Consider the following 15,005-nt stretch of genomic DNA (forward strand, 5'->3'; position numbering starts at 1 on the left):
GCACCGGCGGGGGCGGCGGCTCCGGCGGCGCCGCGCGGTGCGCGGTCACCCGCACGGTGTACGCCAGCCCCTCCGGCGGCACCCGGTGCAGCCGCAGCAGCACCTGCCAGCCGCCGGGTTCGGGCGCCCCCGGCAGGTAGCCGGGGGTGGCCCACCGTTCGGTGATCGTGAAGCGGTCGCGTGCCCCGCCCGACCAGCCGCGGTAGCCGTCGGCGCCCTCGCAGCCGAGGTCGAGCACGCCGCGCGTCCGGTCGTACTCCAACTCGACCGTGACGCCGGCGGTCCCGGGAGCCACCTCGAAGGGCAGCTCCCGGAGGATGGCGTCCAGCCGGTCCGTCAGGGACCAGCGACCGCGGTGGACGGCGACCTCGCGGTTCACGCCGTCCCCGAGGCGCCCGCCGTGGCGAGCCCGGTCGGATCACCGCTCGTGACCAGCTCCCCGTCGCGGTAGACCAGCGCCCGGTCCTGCCGCGGCACGGCGAAGCCGCGGTCCCCGAGGGCGACCGGCGTGTCCTCGTCCACCACCAGCTGGACGAAGCCCGCCGGGCCCTCCAACGTCACCAGCTGGGCGTGGCCCAGGTTCTCCACCACCCGGACCTCGCCCGCCAGCGAACCGGGGACGGCGGTGGGGGAGTGCAGGAGGTACTCGGGGCGGATGCCGTAGACGACCTTCTCGCCGTCGACCAGCCGGCCCGCGGGCTCCGGCGGCGTCGGCAGCAGCTCGCCGGCGACCTCGATGCCGCGCTGCCGGACGACCCCGTCGAGGAGGTTCATCGGCGTCGAGCCGATGAAGGAGGCCACGAACGTGTTGGCCGGGCGGCGGAACACCTCGCTCGGGGTGCCCAGCTGCCGGATGCGACCGCTCTCCATGACGGCGATGCGGTCCGCCAGGGCGAGCGCCTCGGCCTGGTCGTGGGTGACGAAGACGGTGGTGACGCCCAGTTCCCGCTGGAGCCGCTTGAGGAAGGTGCGCGCCTCCAGCCGCATCCGCGCGTCCAGGTTGGACAGCGGTTCGTCGAAGAGGAAGACGCTCGGGTGGCAGGCCATGGCCCGCGCCAGCGCCACCCGCTGCTGCTGCCCGCCGGAGAGCTGCCCGGGGCGCCGCTCCAGGTAGTCGCTCAGCCCCAGCTCGCCGGCGGTCGCCGCGGCCTTCTCGGTGCGCTTGGCGCGGGCGACCTTCTTGATGCGCAGCGGGTAGGCGACGTTCTCTGCGACCGTCATGTGGGGGAAGAGGGCGTAGTCCTGGAAGACCATCGCCACGTCGCGGCTGCCCGGCGGGGTGCGGGTGACGTCGACGTCCCCGATGCGCAGCGCGCCGCCGGAGGACTCCTCCAGCCCGGCGACGGTCCGCAGCAGGGTGGTCTTGCCGCACCCGGAGGGGCCGAGCAGCGCGAAGAACTCACCGTCCTCGACGGTGAGGTCGATCTCGTCCAGGGCGCGGACCCCGCCCGGGTAGACCTTGGTGAGCCGGTCCGTCGTGATGGCTGCCATCAGCGCTTGATACCTCCGTGGAAACGGAATCCGTAACGGGAACTGACGAACAGGAACATCAGGATCACCGGGACGGAGTAGAGCAGGGAGAAGGTCGAGATCAGCGCCAGGTTGGCCTGCCCGCCCTCCGTGTAGAACGTGTACATCACGACGGCGGCCGGGTACTGGTCCGGCGAGCGCAGCAGCAGGAACGGGATGAGGAAGTTGCCCCACACCTGCGCCACCGACCACACGCCGATCGTCGCCAGTCCCGGGCGCACCACCGGCACCACGATGTCCCGCATGATCTGGAACGGGGAGGCGCCGAAGACCCGCGCGGACTCCTCGTAGGACCGCGGCGTGCCGTCCATGAAGTCCTTGAGGATGAAGATGGCGCTGGGCAGCAGACCGCCGCTGAGCACGAGGATGACGCCCAGCTGGGAGTCGATCAGCCGCAGCTCGGTCGCCAGGTTGAACAGCGGGACCATCGCCGCGGTACCGGTGACGATCGACGACAGCAGCAGCAGGACGTACAGCAGCATGTCGCGCCCGGGCAGCCGGACCCGGCTGAGGGCGTAGGCGGCGAGCGCGGCGAACGCCACCACCAGCAGCCCGGTGCCGCCGGCGAGAATCACCGAGTTGCCCAGCGACCGCATCGCGTACGGGTTGTCCCACAGCACGCGGAAGTTCTGGAGGGTGAACTCCGGCAGCGACGCCGACAGGCCGGGGTTGGCGTCGAACGGCGCGACGGCCAGCCACAGCAGCGGCAGGGAGAAGAAGGCCAGCACCAGGCTGACGAAGGTGTAGAAGCCGATCCCGGCGACCGCCTTGCGGGCGCCCGCGCGGCCGGCGGCGCGCTGCGCCTCCCGGCGGCGGTGCTCCGCGTCGGGCGGCGGACCGGCCGGCGCGGCGGCGACGGCGACCGGCGCGGCGTCCGACGCGGTGGGGACGGCGCCGGGGGCGTGATCGGGTGAGTGGGCGGGGGGAGGGGTCATGCGCTCGCTTCCTTCCGCTGCCTGAGCAGTCGCATGTAGACCAGTGCGATCACCAGGTTGATCAGCAGCATCAGGACCGAGATCGCCGCGCCGAAGCCCAGCTCACCGCTCTCCAGGGCGATCCGGTAGATGAAGACCGGCATGATCTCGGTGCGGTTCTCGGGGCCGCCCGCCGTCAGCAGGAACGGTGTGAAGTCGTTGAACGTCCACAGGCTGATCAGGAGCAGGTTGGTCAGCACGTGGCCCTTGATCCGCGGGAAGACCACGTCGCGCAGTTGCTGAAACGTTCCGGCCCCCGCGAGCCGCGCCGTCTCCAGGTGCGAGGGCGGCACGTTACCGAGCGCCGCCGCGTACAGCATCATGGAGAAGGCCGCGCCCTTCCAGATGTTGAAGACGATGATCGAGGCCATCGGGTACTCGAGCAGCCACGCGGTGCCCGGCGTGTTCAGCAGCGCGTTGAGCGTGCCGCCGTCCCGGTCCAGCAGCGCGATCCACAGGAAGGTGATCACGGAGCTGGGCAGGATCCACGCCAGCAGGACCAGCGCCTCCACCGTCCGGCGCAGCGCGCCCACCCGGTTGCGCATCAGCCAGGCGATGGCGAAGCCGAGCACGGCCTGGCCGAGCACCGCCGACCCCAGCACGAACTGCAGGGTCAGCACCAGCGAGTTGGAGAAGCGGTCGTCACTGAGCGCCCGGTCGTAGTTGTCCAGGCCGACCACCTGCGGGTTCGCCGCGGCGAATCCGGTGAGCTGGTAGTCGGTCAGGCCCAGGTACACCGTCCACAGCGCGGGGAAGAGCAGGAACGCGATGATCAGCAGCATCGCGGGGGCGACGAACCCCGCCGCCCGGCGGCGGCCGAGCCCCGCCGCGTCCGAGCCGCCGCCGCGCCCGGCGGGGGCGCCCGCGAGCGGGCGCCCCTTCGAACCGTTCACCGACGTGCCGGAGTCGGAATCAGTTGGTGATGTTGCCGGCACCGCCGACGACTCCTTCCAGCTTGTCGCGGTAGGACGCCGCGACGTCCGCCGCGCTGCTGCCCGACACCACGGCGGCGGTCGCCTCCTGGAGCAGGGTGGAGACGCGGGTGTACTCCGCCAGACCGGGGCGGTACGCGGTGATCGGCAGCACCTCGTCGGCGACGAAGGTCAGCATCGGGTCGTCCGCGAGCACGTCGGCGTTGGTGTCGGTGCGGGCCGTGATGCGGGCCTCGCCCTCCAGCAGGGCCTTCAGCGCCTCGTCGGAGTTCATGAAGGTGAGCAGCTCGAACGCCAGCTCCGGGTTGTCGGTCTCCGGGTTGACGACCCGGGCCGAACCGCCCGACATCGAGGCGTAGTCCTGCCCGTGGATGCCCTTGCCGGGCGCGATCGCCGGGATCTTGGCGTAGCCGACGACCTCGTCGCGGTCCTCCATCGGCGCGATGCCCAGCTCGGGGTGGACCACCGAGCGCCAGAAGTAGTCGCCCTCCAGCAGGATGCCGATGCGCCCGTCGGAGAACTGCTCGAAGGACTTGTCGCGGCCCTGCGCCTCCTGCTGGAGCAGCGGGTCGCCGAGCTCGTCGCCGAAGATCGTCTCGTAGAGGCCGAGGGTCTCGGTGACGGCCTCGGACTCGCCGCGCCACTTCCCCTTGTCCCAGATGTGCTCACCGGCGCCCGCCAGCAGCGGCAGGAAGCCCTGCATGGTGGTGGCCTCGCCCATGGCCGTGCCCGCGTTGAGCTGGACCGGCGTCACGCCGTCGAGGCCGGCGAGCGCCTCGGCCGCCTCGATCAGCTCGTCCCAGCTCTCGGGCTGCCAGTCGCGGTCCAGCCCGGCCTGCTCGAACAGGTCCTTGTTGTAGAAGAGCACCCGGCCGTCGGTGCCCGCCGGGATGCCGTACCGCTCGTTCTCGAAGGAGCCGAGCTTCTGCACGGCCTCCGGGATCTGGTCCCAGCCCTCCCAGAAGTCGGCCTGGGTGACGACCTCGGTGAGCGGCTTGATGTAGCCGGCCTGCGCGAACTCACCGATCCAGATGCCGTCGAGGTTCATGATGTCGGGCCCGGAGCCGCCCTGGAGGTCGAGCGCGAGCTTGGTCTTGTACTGCTCGTCGTCCACGCCGCTGGCGTCGAAGGAGACGTCGACATCGAGGTCGTCCTTCTCCTTCTTGTGCTCGACGAAGTTGGGTATGACCCACTCCTCGATCCACTTCGCCTCCTGCTCGTTCTTCCCGCCGGCGATGGCGTTGGCGGAGATGACGAGGCTGTCGGCGTCGGCGCTGGAGCCGCCACCGGAGCCGCACGCGGTGAGGGTGAGGGAGACGGCCGCGGCTGCGCCCGTCATCGCCACAGCACGTCTGGTGAACACAGTCATGTGGGGGTTCTCCTTGGTGAAGCGTTTCGCGAGAGTTTCACAGCGACGCGGCGACGTAAAGACCTGATGTCCTAACATCCGGACAACGCGGTACCGACGAACGGGAGTCACCGCTATGACGAGACACGACGCTGCCGCGCTCGGGCTCAGCGTGGACCGGGCGAGCCCGGTCCCCCTCTACTTCCAGCTCTCCCAGAAACTGGAAGAGGCAATCGGACAGGGGAGGCTGCCGCCCGGCTCGTTGCTGGGCAACGAGATCGAACTGGCGTCCCGGCTGGGCCTGTCGCGGCCTACGGTACGCCAGGCGATACAACTACTTGTCGAGAAGGGGGTGTTGATTCGACGACGGGGAGTGGGAACCCAGGTCGTCCACAGCCGCATACGGCGCGTCCTCGAACTCAGCAGCCTCTACGAGGACTTGGAAGCCGCAGGTCAGAGCCCTGCCACCCGGGTGCTCTGTCTGGAGGAGGTCCCGGCCCCGCCGGAGGTGGCCGCCGCCCTGAACCTCGAGGCCGGGGAGCCGGTGCACCACGTGGAGCGACTGCGTCTCACGCACGGTGAACCCATAGCCCGACTCTGCAACCACCTGCCGCGGGACGTGCTCCAGCCCCGCGAGGCGGAGCTCGCCGCCACCGGCCTGTACCGGCTGCTGCGCGACGCCGGGGTGGTGCTCCACAGCGCGGGACAGCGCATCGGCGCCCGCGCCGCGACCGCCGCCGAGGCCGCACTGCTCCACGAGGACGACGGTGCCCCGCTGCTCACCATGGAGCGGACCGCCTACGACGAGACCGGCCGCGCCGTCGAGTACGGCACCCACCTCTACCGGGCCTCGCGCCACAGCTTCGAACTCCGGCTGCTGGCACGGCGCTGACCCCCCCCCGCCCCACGCCGCCCGCCACCGCGCCCGCCCGGCCGTGGAGTCCGGCACCGCGACCGGCCCGCGGCGCCGGCACCCCGTGCGGCCCGAACGTCCGGGACGTCCTGCCGGGCCCCGGAAACACGGTCCGTCGGCCGTCCTCTGCAGCCGGACCCGCCCCCACGCGCCATCGAGCGGCAGGCGGGGGCGCCGCACGTCTCAGTCGTCGTCGGCCCGCTCCGGCCGGTCGAGCGCGGACGTGTCGGTCCCCTCGGCGAAGGCGTGCCCGGAGAGCACCGCCGCCCGGGCCAGTGTCATGCCCCCCACGGCCGAGGTCGCCAGCTGCAGCACGACGGCGACCACGAGCTTCACCAGGTCGGAGACGGTCGGCGAGGTCAACACCGACCCGCCGACCACCAGCACCACCCCGACGCCGGCGGCCGTGGCGACCGCCGAGGTCCGCATGTAGGGGTCGCGCAGCCGCAGCAGCCCCACGCCGGCCGCGACGAAGACGAGGCCGCCGAGCACCGCCATGGCCTGCCCCAGCATGTCCAGGAACGCGGTCATCGTGCCCCCCGGGTGAGCGCGCGGGCGAGCGAGACGGCGGCGAGGAACGCCACCAGCGTGGCGACCAGCACCAGGTCCATGGTGGCGCCGCTGCCGAGCCGGGTCCCCACCGTGGCGATCAGGCCGATCACGGCGAAGGAGAGCAGATCGGCCGCGACCGCGCGGTCCGCCGGGGTGGGACCGCGCACGATGCGGTACGCGGCGATCAGGGCCGCCACGCCGCAGCAGGCGGCGGCGAAGTCGATACCGGTCATGACCGTCCCTTCCAGGTGAAGGCGTGCAGCATCCGCTCCTCCATGTCACGGAGGTCGGCCAGCGCCGAGGCCGCGTCCGGGTGGTACATCGAGTGGACCGCCAGATGTCTCGCGCCGTTCTGGCCGCGGGTGACGCCGAGCGTCAGTGTCCCGGGCGTCAGGGTGATCAGCGAGGCGATCAGCGTGACGTGCCCGTCCTGCTCCGACTCCAGCGGCATGTCGACCACCCTCGGCACGGAGCGGTGCCCGGTGGTCAGGATGTCGCGCAGTACCGCCGCGGACGACTTCACGACCTCGACGGCGAACCACAGACCGAACGCCGCCAGCCGGAAGGGGAAGGTGAACAGGGGGGTCATCCGAGCACCGCCTGAACGTAGGGGGCCGTGTCGAGCAGACCGGCGGCGGCCGTCGACGCCAGCGAGAGCAGGAGTTCGGCGCCGAGCCCCAGCGAGAGGGTGATCCCGGCCAGTACCAGCGCCGGGAGGGAGCCGAGCACCCCCACCCGCGGGAGTTCGGTGCGCTCGCGCAGCGAGACCGCGACGCCGCCGCCGGAGCCACCCGGGCCGCCCGGATCGGGGTCGGTGTCCTCGCGTGAGACGAAGACGGCGTTCCAGATCTTCAGCATCGACAGCAGGGTCACCAGGCTCACCACGATGGCGACGACGGCGGCGGCGACCTGACCGGCGTCCAACGCCGCCAGGATCAGCGTCAGCTTCGCGACGAACCCGGAGAACGGCGGTAGGCCGGCGAGCGAGAGCGCGGCCATCAGGAAGGCCGCCGCCAGCAGGGGCTCCCGCCGGGCGAAGCCCTTCAACCGGTCCAGCCGGCCCTCTCCCGCGCGGAGCTCGATGGCGCCGGTGGAGAGGAACAGCGAGGCCTTCACGATCATGTGGTGCAGCAGGTAGTAGATGCCCGCGGCCAGACCTGCGGGGGTGAACAGCGCCACGCCCAGCAGGATGTACCCGATCTGGCTGACCATGTGGAACGCGAGGATCGAGCGCATCGTGTCCTCGCCCACGGCCCCGAGCACGCCGACCGCCATGGTCGCGCTGAAGACCACCACGCCGATCCACAGGTACCGCTGGTCGCCCTCGAACACCACGGCGTACACGCGGTAGATCGCGTAGATGGCGACCTTGGTGTGCAGACCGGAGAACAGCGCCGTCACGGCCGGAGAGGTCGAGGGGTAGGCACGCGCGAGCCAGCCGTGGGTCGGCACCACCGCGGCCTTCATCCCGAGGGCGAAGAGGCAGACGGCCGTGGCCGCCGCGACCAGCGGGGAGGAGCGCGCCGCACCGGCGAGTTCGGCGAGGTTCACCGTTCCGGCGGTGCCGTAGACGAAGGCGACGCCCGCGAGAAAGACCGTGGAGACGAAGAGGTTGAAGGTGACGTACAGGCGGGAGCCGAGGACCGAGCCCAGCCTCCCCTCACCCCGCCGTGCCAGGATCAGCAGCCCGTAGGACGGCAGCAGCATGACCTCGATGAAGACGAACAGGTTGAAGATGTCCGCCGTCAGCAGCGCGCCGTTCACGCCCGCGGTCAGCGTCAGCACCAGCGGCGCGAACAACCGCACCGCACCGAGCCCGGTGGTGAGGGCGAACGCCGAGCAGACCAGGGTCAGCAGGCCGGTCACCAGCAGCATCAGCGCGGAGAGCGTGTCGCCGACGAACGGGATGGAGATCCCGCCGGGCCAGCCTCCCACGCCGTGGGCGAGGACGTCGCCGGAGCGGGTGGTCGTGACGAGCCAGAGTGCCGCCGCCAGGTTCAGCGACAGCGCGGCCATCAGCACCACGGACGGCCAGCGTGCGCCTTGCCGGCCGAGCGCCGTGAGGCCGGCTGCGGCCAGCGGCAGCCCCACCAGCAGGGGGAGCAGGGTCGGGCTCATGCGCGGCTCTCCTGGTCGGTGGTCCGGGGTGCCGCACCGCTGCGGTCGTCCGCACCGCTGCGGTCGTCCGTGTCGCTCGGCGCGTCCGGCTCGGCCGGGTCCGGGGTCGGGCCCTCCTCGGCCTCCTCGGTCGGCGCGTCCTCGTCGGGACGGCCGGTCACGGCCAGCACCAGCATGTAGACGGTGATCGCGAAGGCGATGACGATGGCGGTGAGGACGAACGCCTGCGGCAGCGCGTCGGCCGTCACCGCCGGGTCCGGCCCGCTCCCCAGCGGCTCCGTGCGGCGCAGGATGCCGCCGGAGCTGAACAGCAGCAGGTTCACGGCGTGACCGAAGAGGACGAAGCCGATGATCACCCGCAGGAACGTGCGGTCCAGCATCAGGTAGGCGGCCCCGGCGACCAGGGCGCCAACGGACAGGGCGAGCATCATCGCGGTGCCTCCTCGGTGGCGCTGCGGTCGTTCTCCGCCGGGGCGGAAGCGGACGCGGCTGTGGTGGGACGCGGTGCGGTCGGCGAACCGGCGCGGTCACCGCCGCGGGGCGGGTCGTCGAGGGAAGGCATCCCCAGGAGGTTGACGGCAGCCAGGATCACACCGAACACCGCCAGGTAGACGCCCAGGTCGAAGACGAGGGCGGTCGTCAGGTGCACGCCCAGCAGGTCCGCGTGGAGCGGTCGCAGGAACGATCCGTCCGCCAGGCCCAGGACGCCGCTGCCGACCGCGACGAGGATGCCGACGCCGGTGATCGGCAGGTAGGGCAGGCGGAGCGGCGCCGCACGGTCGGAGACCGCGGCCAGGTAGAGCAGCGCGAGCGCGGAGGCCCCCAGCAGCGCGGCGATGAAGCCGCCACCGGGCGCGTTGTGCCCCCGCAGCAGCGCGTACAGCGACCCCAGGAGCATCAGCGGGACCAGCGGGCGGGCCAGCGACCTGAGGAAGACCGTGTTCAGCACCGGGTCCGACAACGGGCCGGGCGGCGCCGTGTCCGGCGTACCGCCCACCGGGGTCCGCGCGGTCAGCAGCGCGGTCATCGCCAACGCGGCGACCCCCAGGACGACCAGTTCCCCCAGCGTGTCCAGGGCCCGGAAGTCCACCAGGATCGTGTTCACCACGTTGGTGCCGCCGGTCTCCTCCTCGGCCAGGCGCAGGAAGAACTCACCGGCCGACGACAGCGCCCGGTCCCCGGTGAGCGCCAGGGTGCCGACGGTCGCGACGGCCCCGGCCCCGATGGCGACGATCCCGCCGCGCAGCCGCCCACCCGCGCTGCGGCGGCGGAACGTGGCGGGGAGCCGCCGCAGTACCAGCACCATCACGACGACGGTCAGGATCTCCACCAGCAACTGCGTCAGCGCCACGTCCGCGGCGCCGAGCGAGTAGAACCACAGCGCCACGGTGAACCCGACGATCCCGGCGGCGATCACCGAACCGAGCCGGGTGCGGGAGGCGACGGCCGCTACGACGCCCACCACGACCAGCACGGTGAGACCGACGTCGGCGACGGCGACACCGCCGCCGAGGCCCCACCGACCGGTGGTCAGCGCCGCCGCCAGCAGGCCGCCACCCGCGATCACCACCAGGGGGACGGCGAGGTGGGAGGCGGGCAGGTCCGTCCGGGTGAGATCGCCCACCCGGCGTCCCCCGGCGATCGTCGCCGACTGGGCGCGTGCGACCGCGGCGACGCCCGTGAAGGGGAACAACCGGCGGTCCAGCGCCGTGTCGACCCGTGCCCGCTGCCACACCGCGATCGCGCCGCCCCCGACGGCGACCGCGGAGAGCAGCAGCGCGAGGTTGACACCGTGCCACAGCGACAACGGGTACAGCTCGCCCACCGCGGTGCCCGTGGCGTCCGCTGCAGCGGGCAGCACCACCGGGTCCAGCAGGCCGACGAGGAGTCCGCCGACCGCGCCGGCCACCGCGGTCGTGCCCACCGCCACCGCCATCGACACCGTCCCGCGGGCGGGCTTCAGCTCCATCGGCCGCCCCGGCAGCGTCCGGACGACGACGCGGGCGCTGTAGGCGACCGTTCCGACGCTCGCCGCCGTCGCCGCCAGCGCGATCCCCAGTCCCACCGCTGTCCCCGCGGGGGAGTGGGCCATGGCGTCGAGGATCAGTTCCTTGCTGGCGAAGCCCAGCAGCGGCGGGAGCCCCGCCATGCCCGCGACGCCCAGCACCGCCATCGCGGAGGTCCAGGGCATGGCTCGCGCCAGGCCGTGCAGCTCGCGGATGTCCCGGGTCCCGGCGCGCTTCTCGACGAGGCCGACGTACATGAAGCCGGAGGACTTGAACAGGGCGTGCGCCACGACGTGCAGCGCTGCGGCGGTGAGCGCCTCGGGGGTGCCGACACCGATCACCGCGACCAGCAGGCCCAGTTGGCTGACGGTCGAGTAGGCGAACAGTTCCTTGAGGTCGGTCCGCTGCAACGCGAAGACCGCGCCCATGATCGCGGTGCCCAGACCGACGGTGACCAGGATCGTCGGCCACACCCAGGTGGCGGACGCGGCCTCGGAGAACCGCATCAGCAGGTAGATGCCGGCCTTCACCATGGCCGCGGCGTGCAGGTAGGCGCTGACCGGGGCCGGGGCGACCATCGCGTCCGGCAGCCAGGCGTGGAAGGGGAACTGCGCGGACTTCGTCATCGCGGCCAGCGCCACCAGCGCCGCCACGATCCCCGCGAAGAGCGGCTCCTCGCGCCAGACCGGGTCGTTCAGCACGGCGGTCAGCTCGGTGGTGCCGGTGCGGACCACGAGAGCGGTCACCGCGCCGAGGAGGGCGAGGCCACCGCCCGCGGTGACGAGCAGGGTGCGGCCGGCCGGGGCCGCCGCGTCCGGCGAGGACCGCAGGATCAGCAGGTAGGAGCAGAGCGTGGTGAGCTCCCACGCCACGAACATCACCACGATGTCGTCGGCGAGGACGAGGGCGAGCATCGCGAAGGCGAAGAACGCCATGAGCAGGTAGAAGCCCGGCGCCCGCTCCTTCACGTAGGCGGCGGAGTACAGCATCACCAGGGCGCCGACGCCGAGTACCACCAGCGCGAACAGGAAGGAGAGCCCGTCGAGTTGCAGCCGCAGGGAGATGTCCGCCGCGGGAATCCAGGCCACCGACTCGCTCAGCGAGCCGTCGGTCGGGCGGAGTGCCACCAGCACCGCGGTGAGCGCGGCGAGCCCCGCGGCGACGAACCAGCCGGCCCGTCCTCCCCAGGGGCGCGCGACCGCCGGGGCGAGAGCCGCCAGCGTCGCGGACGCGGCGAGCAGCATCATCAGCGTCATGCCGGGCACCGTCCCCGGTCGGGCGCGGTGCCCGCGACGTCAGCCGTCGCGGCGGCGGAGCAGGGTGGTGGCGGGAGGTCGGCGACCACCCGCGCCCGTGTCGCGCCGGCGAGCGGGGCACAGCGGAGAAGGAAGGGGAGAGGCACGAAAGGCCCTTTCGCGGTCGACAGAAGACGTCGCCGACCAGGCTTCCCGGCACACCATTTCGGACACCCTAGCCCACCAGGACCGGGGGTTCCGGGTGAGCTATCTCATGGTGTGCCCATGGCTGCGGCGGGAACGCGACGAGGTTCCCCGCAGGTTAGCGGCCCCCGGCGACGACGCCCGCCAGGCCAGGCCGGGCCCCGCGGTGTGACCTGCACCGAGAGGGGGCGGCAAAAACGGCTGACGACCCTCTTGCGCCGCCACTGTCCGGACCGGACGTCACAGCCCTGTCACCAACAGGTCCCGTTCCTGCCCGGCCGCTGGTGGCGCGGCTGTCCGCTGACATATAAACGGAGAGAGAGGCAGGACAGGGGGATCGGATTCATGGGGGAGCTCTTCACGGCCGCGCTCACGTACCCGGCCGTCGTCTTCACCTTCCCCCTGCTCGTCGTCGTCGCGTACTGGTTGATCGCCGCCGTCACCGGTCTCGCGGGCGACCTGCTGGACGGTGGCGGTGCCGCGGAGGGGGATTCCGCGGACACCGGCGGCTTCACCGGCGCGCTGAGCGCGCTCGGACTCGGGGGCGTCCCGGTCACCGTCGTGCTCTCCCTCGTCGTCGCGGTGGCGTGGTTCGTCGCCCTGGTCGGCGCCGTGCTCTTCGACGGAGCGCTGTTGCGCACCGCGGCCCTGCTGGTCGCGCTGTACGCCGGCTGGCAGGCCACCTGGCTGCTGGCGCGCCCGCTGCGCCGCGCCCTCCGCACCACCTCGGTCTCCCGCAACGCGGACCTGGTCGGCCAGGTCTGCGAGGTACGCGTGGGCTGCGCCCCGGGGCAGTTCGGACAGGGGCTCGTCGCCCTCCCCGACGGCGGCACCGCTCTGATCGACATCCGCAGCGAGGAACCCGAACCGGTCCCGGCCGGGAGCCACGCCCTCATCTACGACTACGACGCGGCGGAGGACTTCTACCGCGTCGCCCCGGCCGGTGCCGCCGCCGACCCGCTCGGCTGAGCGCACCGCCGCCCCTCGGTCCCGGCCCCGCGAGCCGGCCCGCGCCCGACACCACTGCAGGACCTGACCCACGAAGGACGTACCAGGATGGACACATCCATAGGCCAGGGGCTCGGCGTCGTCATCGCCGTCTCGCTGCTCATACTGTTCGTGCTGCTGTTCGCCGTCACCCGGCTCTTCCGCAAGGTCGAACAGGGCAAGGCGCTGATCGTCTCCAAGATGCGCAAGGTCGACGTGACCTTCACCGGCACCGTCGTCCTCCCGGTCCTGCACAAGGCCGAGGTCATGGACATCTCCCTCAAGGCGCTCGACATCAGCCGTGAGGGCAAGGACGGCCTGATCTGCGCGGACAACATCCGTGCCGACATCCGGATCTCCTTCTACGTCCGCGTCAACAACACCGTCGAGGACGTCATCAAGGTCGCGCAGTCCATCGGCACCGAGCGCGCCAGCAACCAGGTCACCCTCCAGGAGCTGTTCAACTCCAAGTTCTCCGAGGCGCTGAAGACCGTCGGCAAGCAGCTCGAGTTCGAGGCGCTCTACGACCGGCGCGACGAGCTGAAGCAGCGGATCATCAACGAGATCGGCCGCGACCTCAACGGGTACCGCCTGGAGGACGTCGCCGTCGACTACCTGGAGCAGACCCCGCTCGGGCACCTGGACCGCCACAACATCCTCGACGCCCAGGGCATCCGCAAGATCACCGAGCTGACCGCCGCGCAGAACATCCTCACCAACGACTTCCGTCGCAACGAGGAGAAGGAGATCACGCGGCAGAACGTCGACGCCCGCGAGGCCGTGCTGGAGCTGGAGCGCCGCCAGGCGGACGCCGAGATCAAGCAGACCCGCGAGATCGAGTCGGTCCGTGCCCGCGAGGAGGCCGAGGTCGCCCGCGTCCAGGCCGAGGAGCGGCTGCGCTCCCAGACCGCCGCGATCAAGACCGAGGAGCAGATCGGGGTCCAGAACGAGAACCGGGCCCGCGAGGTCGCCGTCGCGCAGCTGAACCGCGAGCGGGTCGTCGCCGTCGAGAACGAGCGCATCGAGAAGGACCGCCAGCTGGAGGTCATCGCCCGGGAGCGCGAGACCGAGCTGCACCGCATCTCCAAGGACAAGGAACTGGAGGGCGAGCGCCGCGACATCGCCGACGTCATCCGCGAGCGCATCGCGGTCGAGAAGACCGTGGCGCAGCAGGAGGAGGAGATCAAGAAGCTGCGCGCCGTCGAGGAGGCCGAGCGCAACCGCCAGGCGATCGTGATCGCTGCCGAGGCCGAGGCGCAGGAGCAGCTGGTCAAGGACATCAAGGCCGCCGAGGCCGCCGAGCAGTCCGCCGGCCATCGCGCCGCCGAGGAGCTCACCATGGCCGAGGCGCGCCGCAAGGCCGCCGAGCTCGACGCCCAGGCCGCCGTCCGGCTCGCCGAGGGCAAGCAGGCAGAGGCCGCGGCCCAGGGGCTGGCCGAGGCGCAGGTCCGCGAGCGGAACGCCGAGGCCATCGCCAAGGTCGGTGCCGCCGAGGCCGACGTCGACCGCAAGAAGCGCCTCGCCGAGGCCGAGGGTGTGCGCGAGCAGCTCACCGCCGAGGCCGAGGGCCTCAAGGTCAAGCTCCAGGCCGAGGCCGAGGGCATGAAGGACAAGATGCAGGCGGAGGCCGAGGGGCTCACCGAGAAGGCCGCCGCCATGGCCGCCCTCGACGCCGCCAGCCGCGAGCACGAGGAGTACCGACTGCGGCTGGAGGCGGAGAAGGAGATCCGCATCGCCGGCATCGACGTCCACCACAAGATCGCCGAGTCGCAGGCCACCCTCATCGCCACCGGCCTGGAGAACGCCAAGATCGACATCGTCGGCGGCGACTCCGTCTTCTTCGACCGCCTCGTCGGCGCCATCTCCGCCGGCCGCAGCGTCGACGCCTTCGTCGACAACTCCGAGCACACCCGGACGCTGGCCGGCAAGTGGCTCGACCCGGAGAACTCGACCTTCACGGACGACATCACCGGCATGGTCGCCGGGCTGGGCGCCGGCGGCATGCGCGACCTCACGCTGGCCGGCCTGCTCTCCGGGCTCATCTCGGGCGGCGGCAGCCACAGCGCCCAGCTGAGCGGCCTGCTCGACGCGGTCCGCGAGCAGGGCCTCGCCGACACCCCGCTGTCGCAGCTCGCCGCCCGCAAGCAGCTCAGCGACAGCTGACCGCCGCGCGCCGTGCCGCCCCGCCCCACGGGCGCGGCGGCAC

General features: G+C 72.0%; 13 protein-coding genes and 1 pseudogene. 3 read left to right on the forward strand and 11 right to left on the reverse strand.

Annotated features, from left to right (window positions below; genetic code table 11):
- The 5 genes and pseudogenes from HCN52_RS13625 to HCN52_RS13645 form a co-directional block, all read right to left on the reverse strand.
- Window positions 1–379, reverse strand: a pseudogene (locus HCN52_RS13625) (PHP domain-containing protein); the annotation flags it as partial.
- Window positions 376–1,491: an ABC transporter ATP-binding protein gene (locus tag HCN52_RS13630; protein WP_168088709.1), complete on the reverse strand. Its 1,116-nt coding sequence runs from the start codon at window positions 1,489–1,491 to the stop codon at window positions 376–378. The pseudogene HCN52_RS13625 and the gene HCN52_RS13630, both read right to left, overlap by 4 nt.
- Window positions 1,491–2,465, reverse strand: coding sequence for a carbohydrate ABC transporter permease (locus HCN52_RS13635; protein WP_168088710.1), 975 nt, complete (start codon window positions 2,463–2,465; stop codon window positions 1,491–1,493). The genes HCN52_RS13630 and HCN52_RS13635 overlap by 1 nt, the downstream gene beginning before the upstream one ends.
- Window positions 2,462–3,397, reverse strand: coding sequence for a carbohydrate ABC transporter permease (locus HCN52_RS13640; RefSeq protein ID WP_312876687.1), 936 nt, complete (start codon window positions 3,395–3,397; stop codon window positions 2,462–2,464). The genes HCN52_RS13635 and HCN52_RS13640 overlap by 4 nt, the downstream gene beginning before the upstream one ends.
- 19 nt (window positions 3,398–3,416) lie before the next feature.
- Window positions 3,417–4,805 carry an extracellular solute-binding protein gene (locus HCN52_RS13645; protein WP_168088711.1) on the reverse strand — a complete coding sequence of 463 codons (1,389 nt, stop codon included), beginning with the start codon at window positions 4,803–4,805 and terminating at the stop codon, window positions 3,417–3,419.
- A gap of 115 nt (window positions 4,806–4,920) precedes the next feature.
- Here HCN52_RS13645 and HCN52_RS13650 point away from each other — a divergent pair, with 115 nt between their 5' ends.
- A complete protein-coding gene (locus tag HCN52_RS13650) occupies window positions 4,921–5,676 on the forward strand; it encodes a GntR family transcriptional regulator (RefSeq protein WP_168088712.1) in 756 nt (251 codons plus the stop codon).
- A gap of 204 nt (window positions 5,677–5,880) precedes the next feature.
- Here HCN52_RS13650 and HCN52_RS13655 read toward each other — a convergent pair whose 3' ends face one another.
- From HCN52_RS13655 to HCN52_RS13680, 6 genes are read right to left on the reverse strand one after another with little or no spacing between them, the layout of a single operon-like run.
- Window positions 5,881–6,228 (reverse strand): monovalent cation/H(+) antiporter subunit G, encoded by a 348-nt coding sequence (locus HCN52_RS13655; protein ID WP_168088713.1) that lies wholly within the window; start codon window positions 6,226–6,228, stop codon window positions 5,881–5,883.
- Entirely contained in the window at window positions 6,225–6,482 is a 258-nt protein-coding gene (locus tag HCN52_RS13660; protein WP_168088714.1) for an MrpF/PhaF family protein, read from the reverse strand. The genes HCN52_RS13655 and HCN52_RS13660 overlap by 4 nt, the downstream gene beginning before the upstream one ends.
- A complete protein-coding gene (locus HCN52_RS13665) occupies window positions 6,479–6,838 on the reverse strand; it encodes a Na+/H+ antiporter subunit E (RefSeq protein ID WP_168088715.1) in 360 nt (119 codons plus the stop codon). The genes HCN52_RS13660 and HCN52_RS13665 overlap by 4 nt, the downstream gene beginning before the upstream one ends.
- Window positions 6,835–8,367 carry a monovalent cation/H+ antiporter subunit D family protein gene (locus HCN52_RS13670; protein ID WP_168088716.1) on the reverse strand — a complete coding sequence of 511 codons (1,533 nt, stop codon included), beginning with the start codon at window positions 8,365–8,367 and terminating at the stop codon, window positions 6,835–6,837. Before HCN52_RS13670 ends, HCN52_RS13665 begins: the two co-directional genes overlap by 4 nt.
- Complete coding sequence (locus HCN52_RS13675; RefSeq protein ID WP_168088717.1) at window positions 8,364–8,798, reverse strand: sodium:proton antiporter; 435 nt, start codon at window positions 8,796–8,798, stop codon at window positions 8,364–8,366. The genes HCN52_RS13670 and HCN52_RS13675 overlap by 4 nt, the downstream gene beginning before the upstream one ends.
- The gene (locus HCN52_RS13680) at window positions 8,795–11,629 is read right to left on the reverse strand and encodes a DUF4040 family protein (RefSeq protein WP_168088718.1); all 2,835 of its coding nucleotides are present in this window, start codon (window positions 11,627–11,629) and stop codon (window positions 8,795–8,797) included. The genes HCN52_RS13675 and HCN52_RS13680 overlap by 4 nt, the downstream gene beginning before the upstream one ends.
- A gap of 528 nt (window positions 11,630–12,157) precedes the next feature.
- On the opposite strand from HCN52_RS13680, the gene HCN52_RS13685 reads away from it, so the two are divergent.
- Together HCN52_RS13685 and HCN52_RS13690 are read left to right on the forward strand one after the other, a co-directional pair.
- Window positions 12,158–12,781 carry a hypothetical protein gene (locus tag HCN52_RS13685; protein WP_168088719.1) on the forward strand — a complete coding sequence of 208 codons (624 nt, stop codon included), beginning with the start codon at window positions 12,158–12,160 and terminating at the stop codon, window positions 12,779–12,781.
- A gap of 87 nt (window positions 12,782–12,868) precedes the next feature.
- Window positions 12,869–14,962 (forward strand): flotillin family protein, encoded by a 2,094-nt coding sequence (locus tag HCN52_RS13690; protein WP_168088720.1) that lies wholly within the window; start codon window positions 12,869–12,871, stop codon window positions 14,960–14,962.
- Window positions 14,963–15,005: the final 43 nt, after the last annotated feature.

The organism is Streptomyces bohaiensis (genome assembly GCF_012033785.1).
Taxonomy (GTDB): domain Bacteria; phylum Actinomycetota; class Actinomycetes; order Streptomycetales; family Streptomycetaceae; genus Streptomyces; species Streptomyces bohaiensis.

Coding starts and splice junctions, on each gene's coding strand:
- HCN52_RS13655 (WP_168088713.1), bottom strand. CDS start 6,228: ATGACCGCGTTCCTGGACATGCTGGGGCAGGCCATGGCGGTGCTCGGC.
- HCN52_RS13685 (WP_168088719.1), top strand. CDS start 12,158: ATGGGGGAGCTCTTCACGGCCGCGCTCACGTACCCGGCCGTCGTCTTC.
- HCN52_RS13665 (WP_168088715.1), bottom strand. CDS start 6,838: ATGACCCCCCTGTTCACCTTCCCCTTCCGGCTGGCGGCGTTCGGTCTG.
- HCN52_RS13660 (WP_168088714.1), bottom strand. CDS start 6,482: ATGACCGGTATCGACTTCGCCGCCGCCTGCTGCGGCGTGGCGGCCCTG.
- HCN52_RS13670 (WP_168088716.1), bottom strand. CDS start 8,367: ATGAGCCCGACCCTGCTCCCCCTGCTGGTGGGGCTGCCGCTGGCCGCA.
- HCN52_RS13680 (WP_168088718.1), bottom strand. CDS start 11,629: ATGACGCTGATGATGCTGCTCGCCGCGTCCGCGACGCTGGCGGCTCTC.
- HCN52_RS13635 (WP_168088710.1), bottom strand. CDS start 2,465: ATGACCCCTCCCCCCGCCCACTCACCCGATCACGCCCCCGGCGCCGTC.
- HCN52_RS13650 (WP_168088712.1), top strand. CDS start 4,921: ATGACGAGACACGACGCTGCCGCGCTCGGGCTCAGCGTGGACCGGGCG.
- HCN52_RS13645 (WP_168088711.1), bottom strand. CDS start 4,805: ATGACTGTGTTCACCAGACGTGCTGTGGCGATGACGGGCGCAGCCGCG.
- HCN52_RS13690 (WP_168088720.1), top strand. CDS start 12,869: ATGGACACATCCATAGGCCAGGGGCTCGGCGTCGTCATCGCCGTCTCG.
- HCN52_RS13675 (WP_168088717.1), bottom strand. CDS start 8,798: ATGATGCTCGCCCTGTCCGTTGGCGCCCTGGTCGCCGGGGCCGCCTAC.
- HCN52_RS13630 (WP_168088709.1), bottom strand. CDS start 1,491: ATGGCAGCCATCACGACGGACCGGCTCACCAAGGTCTACCCGGGCGGG.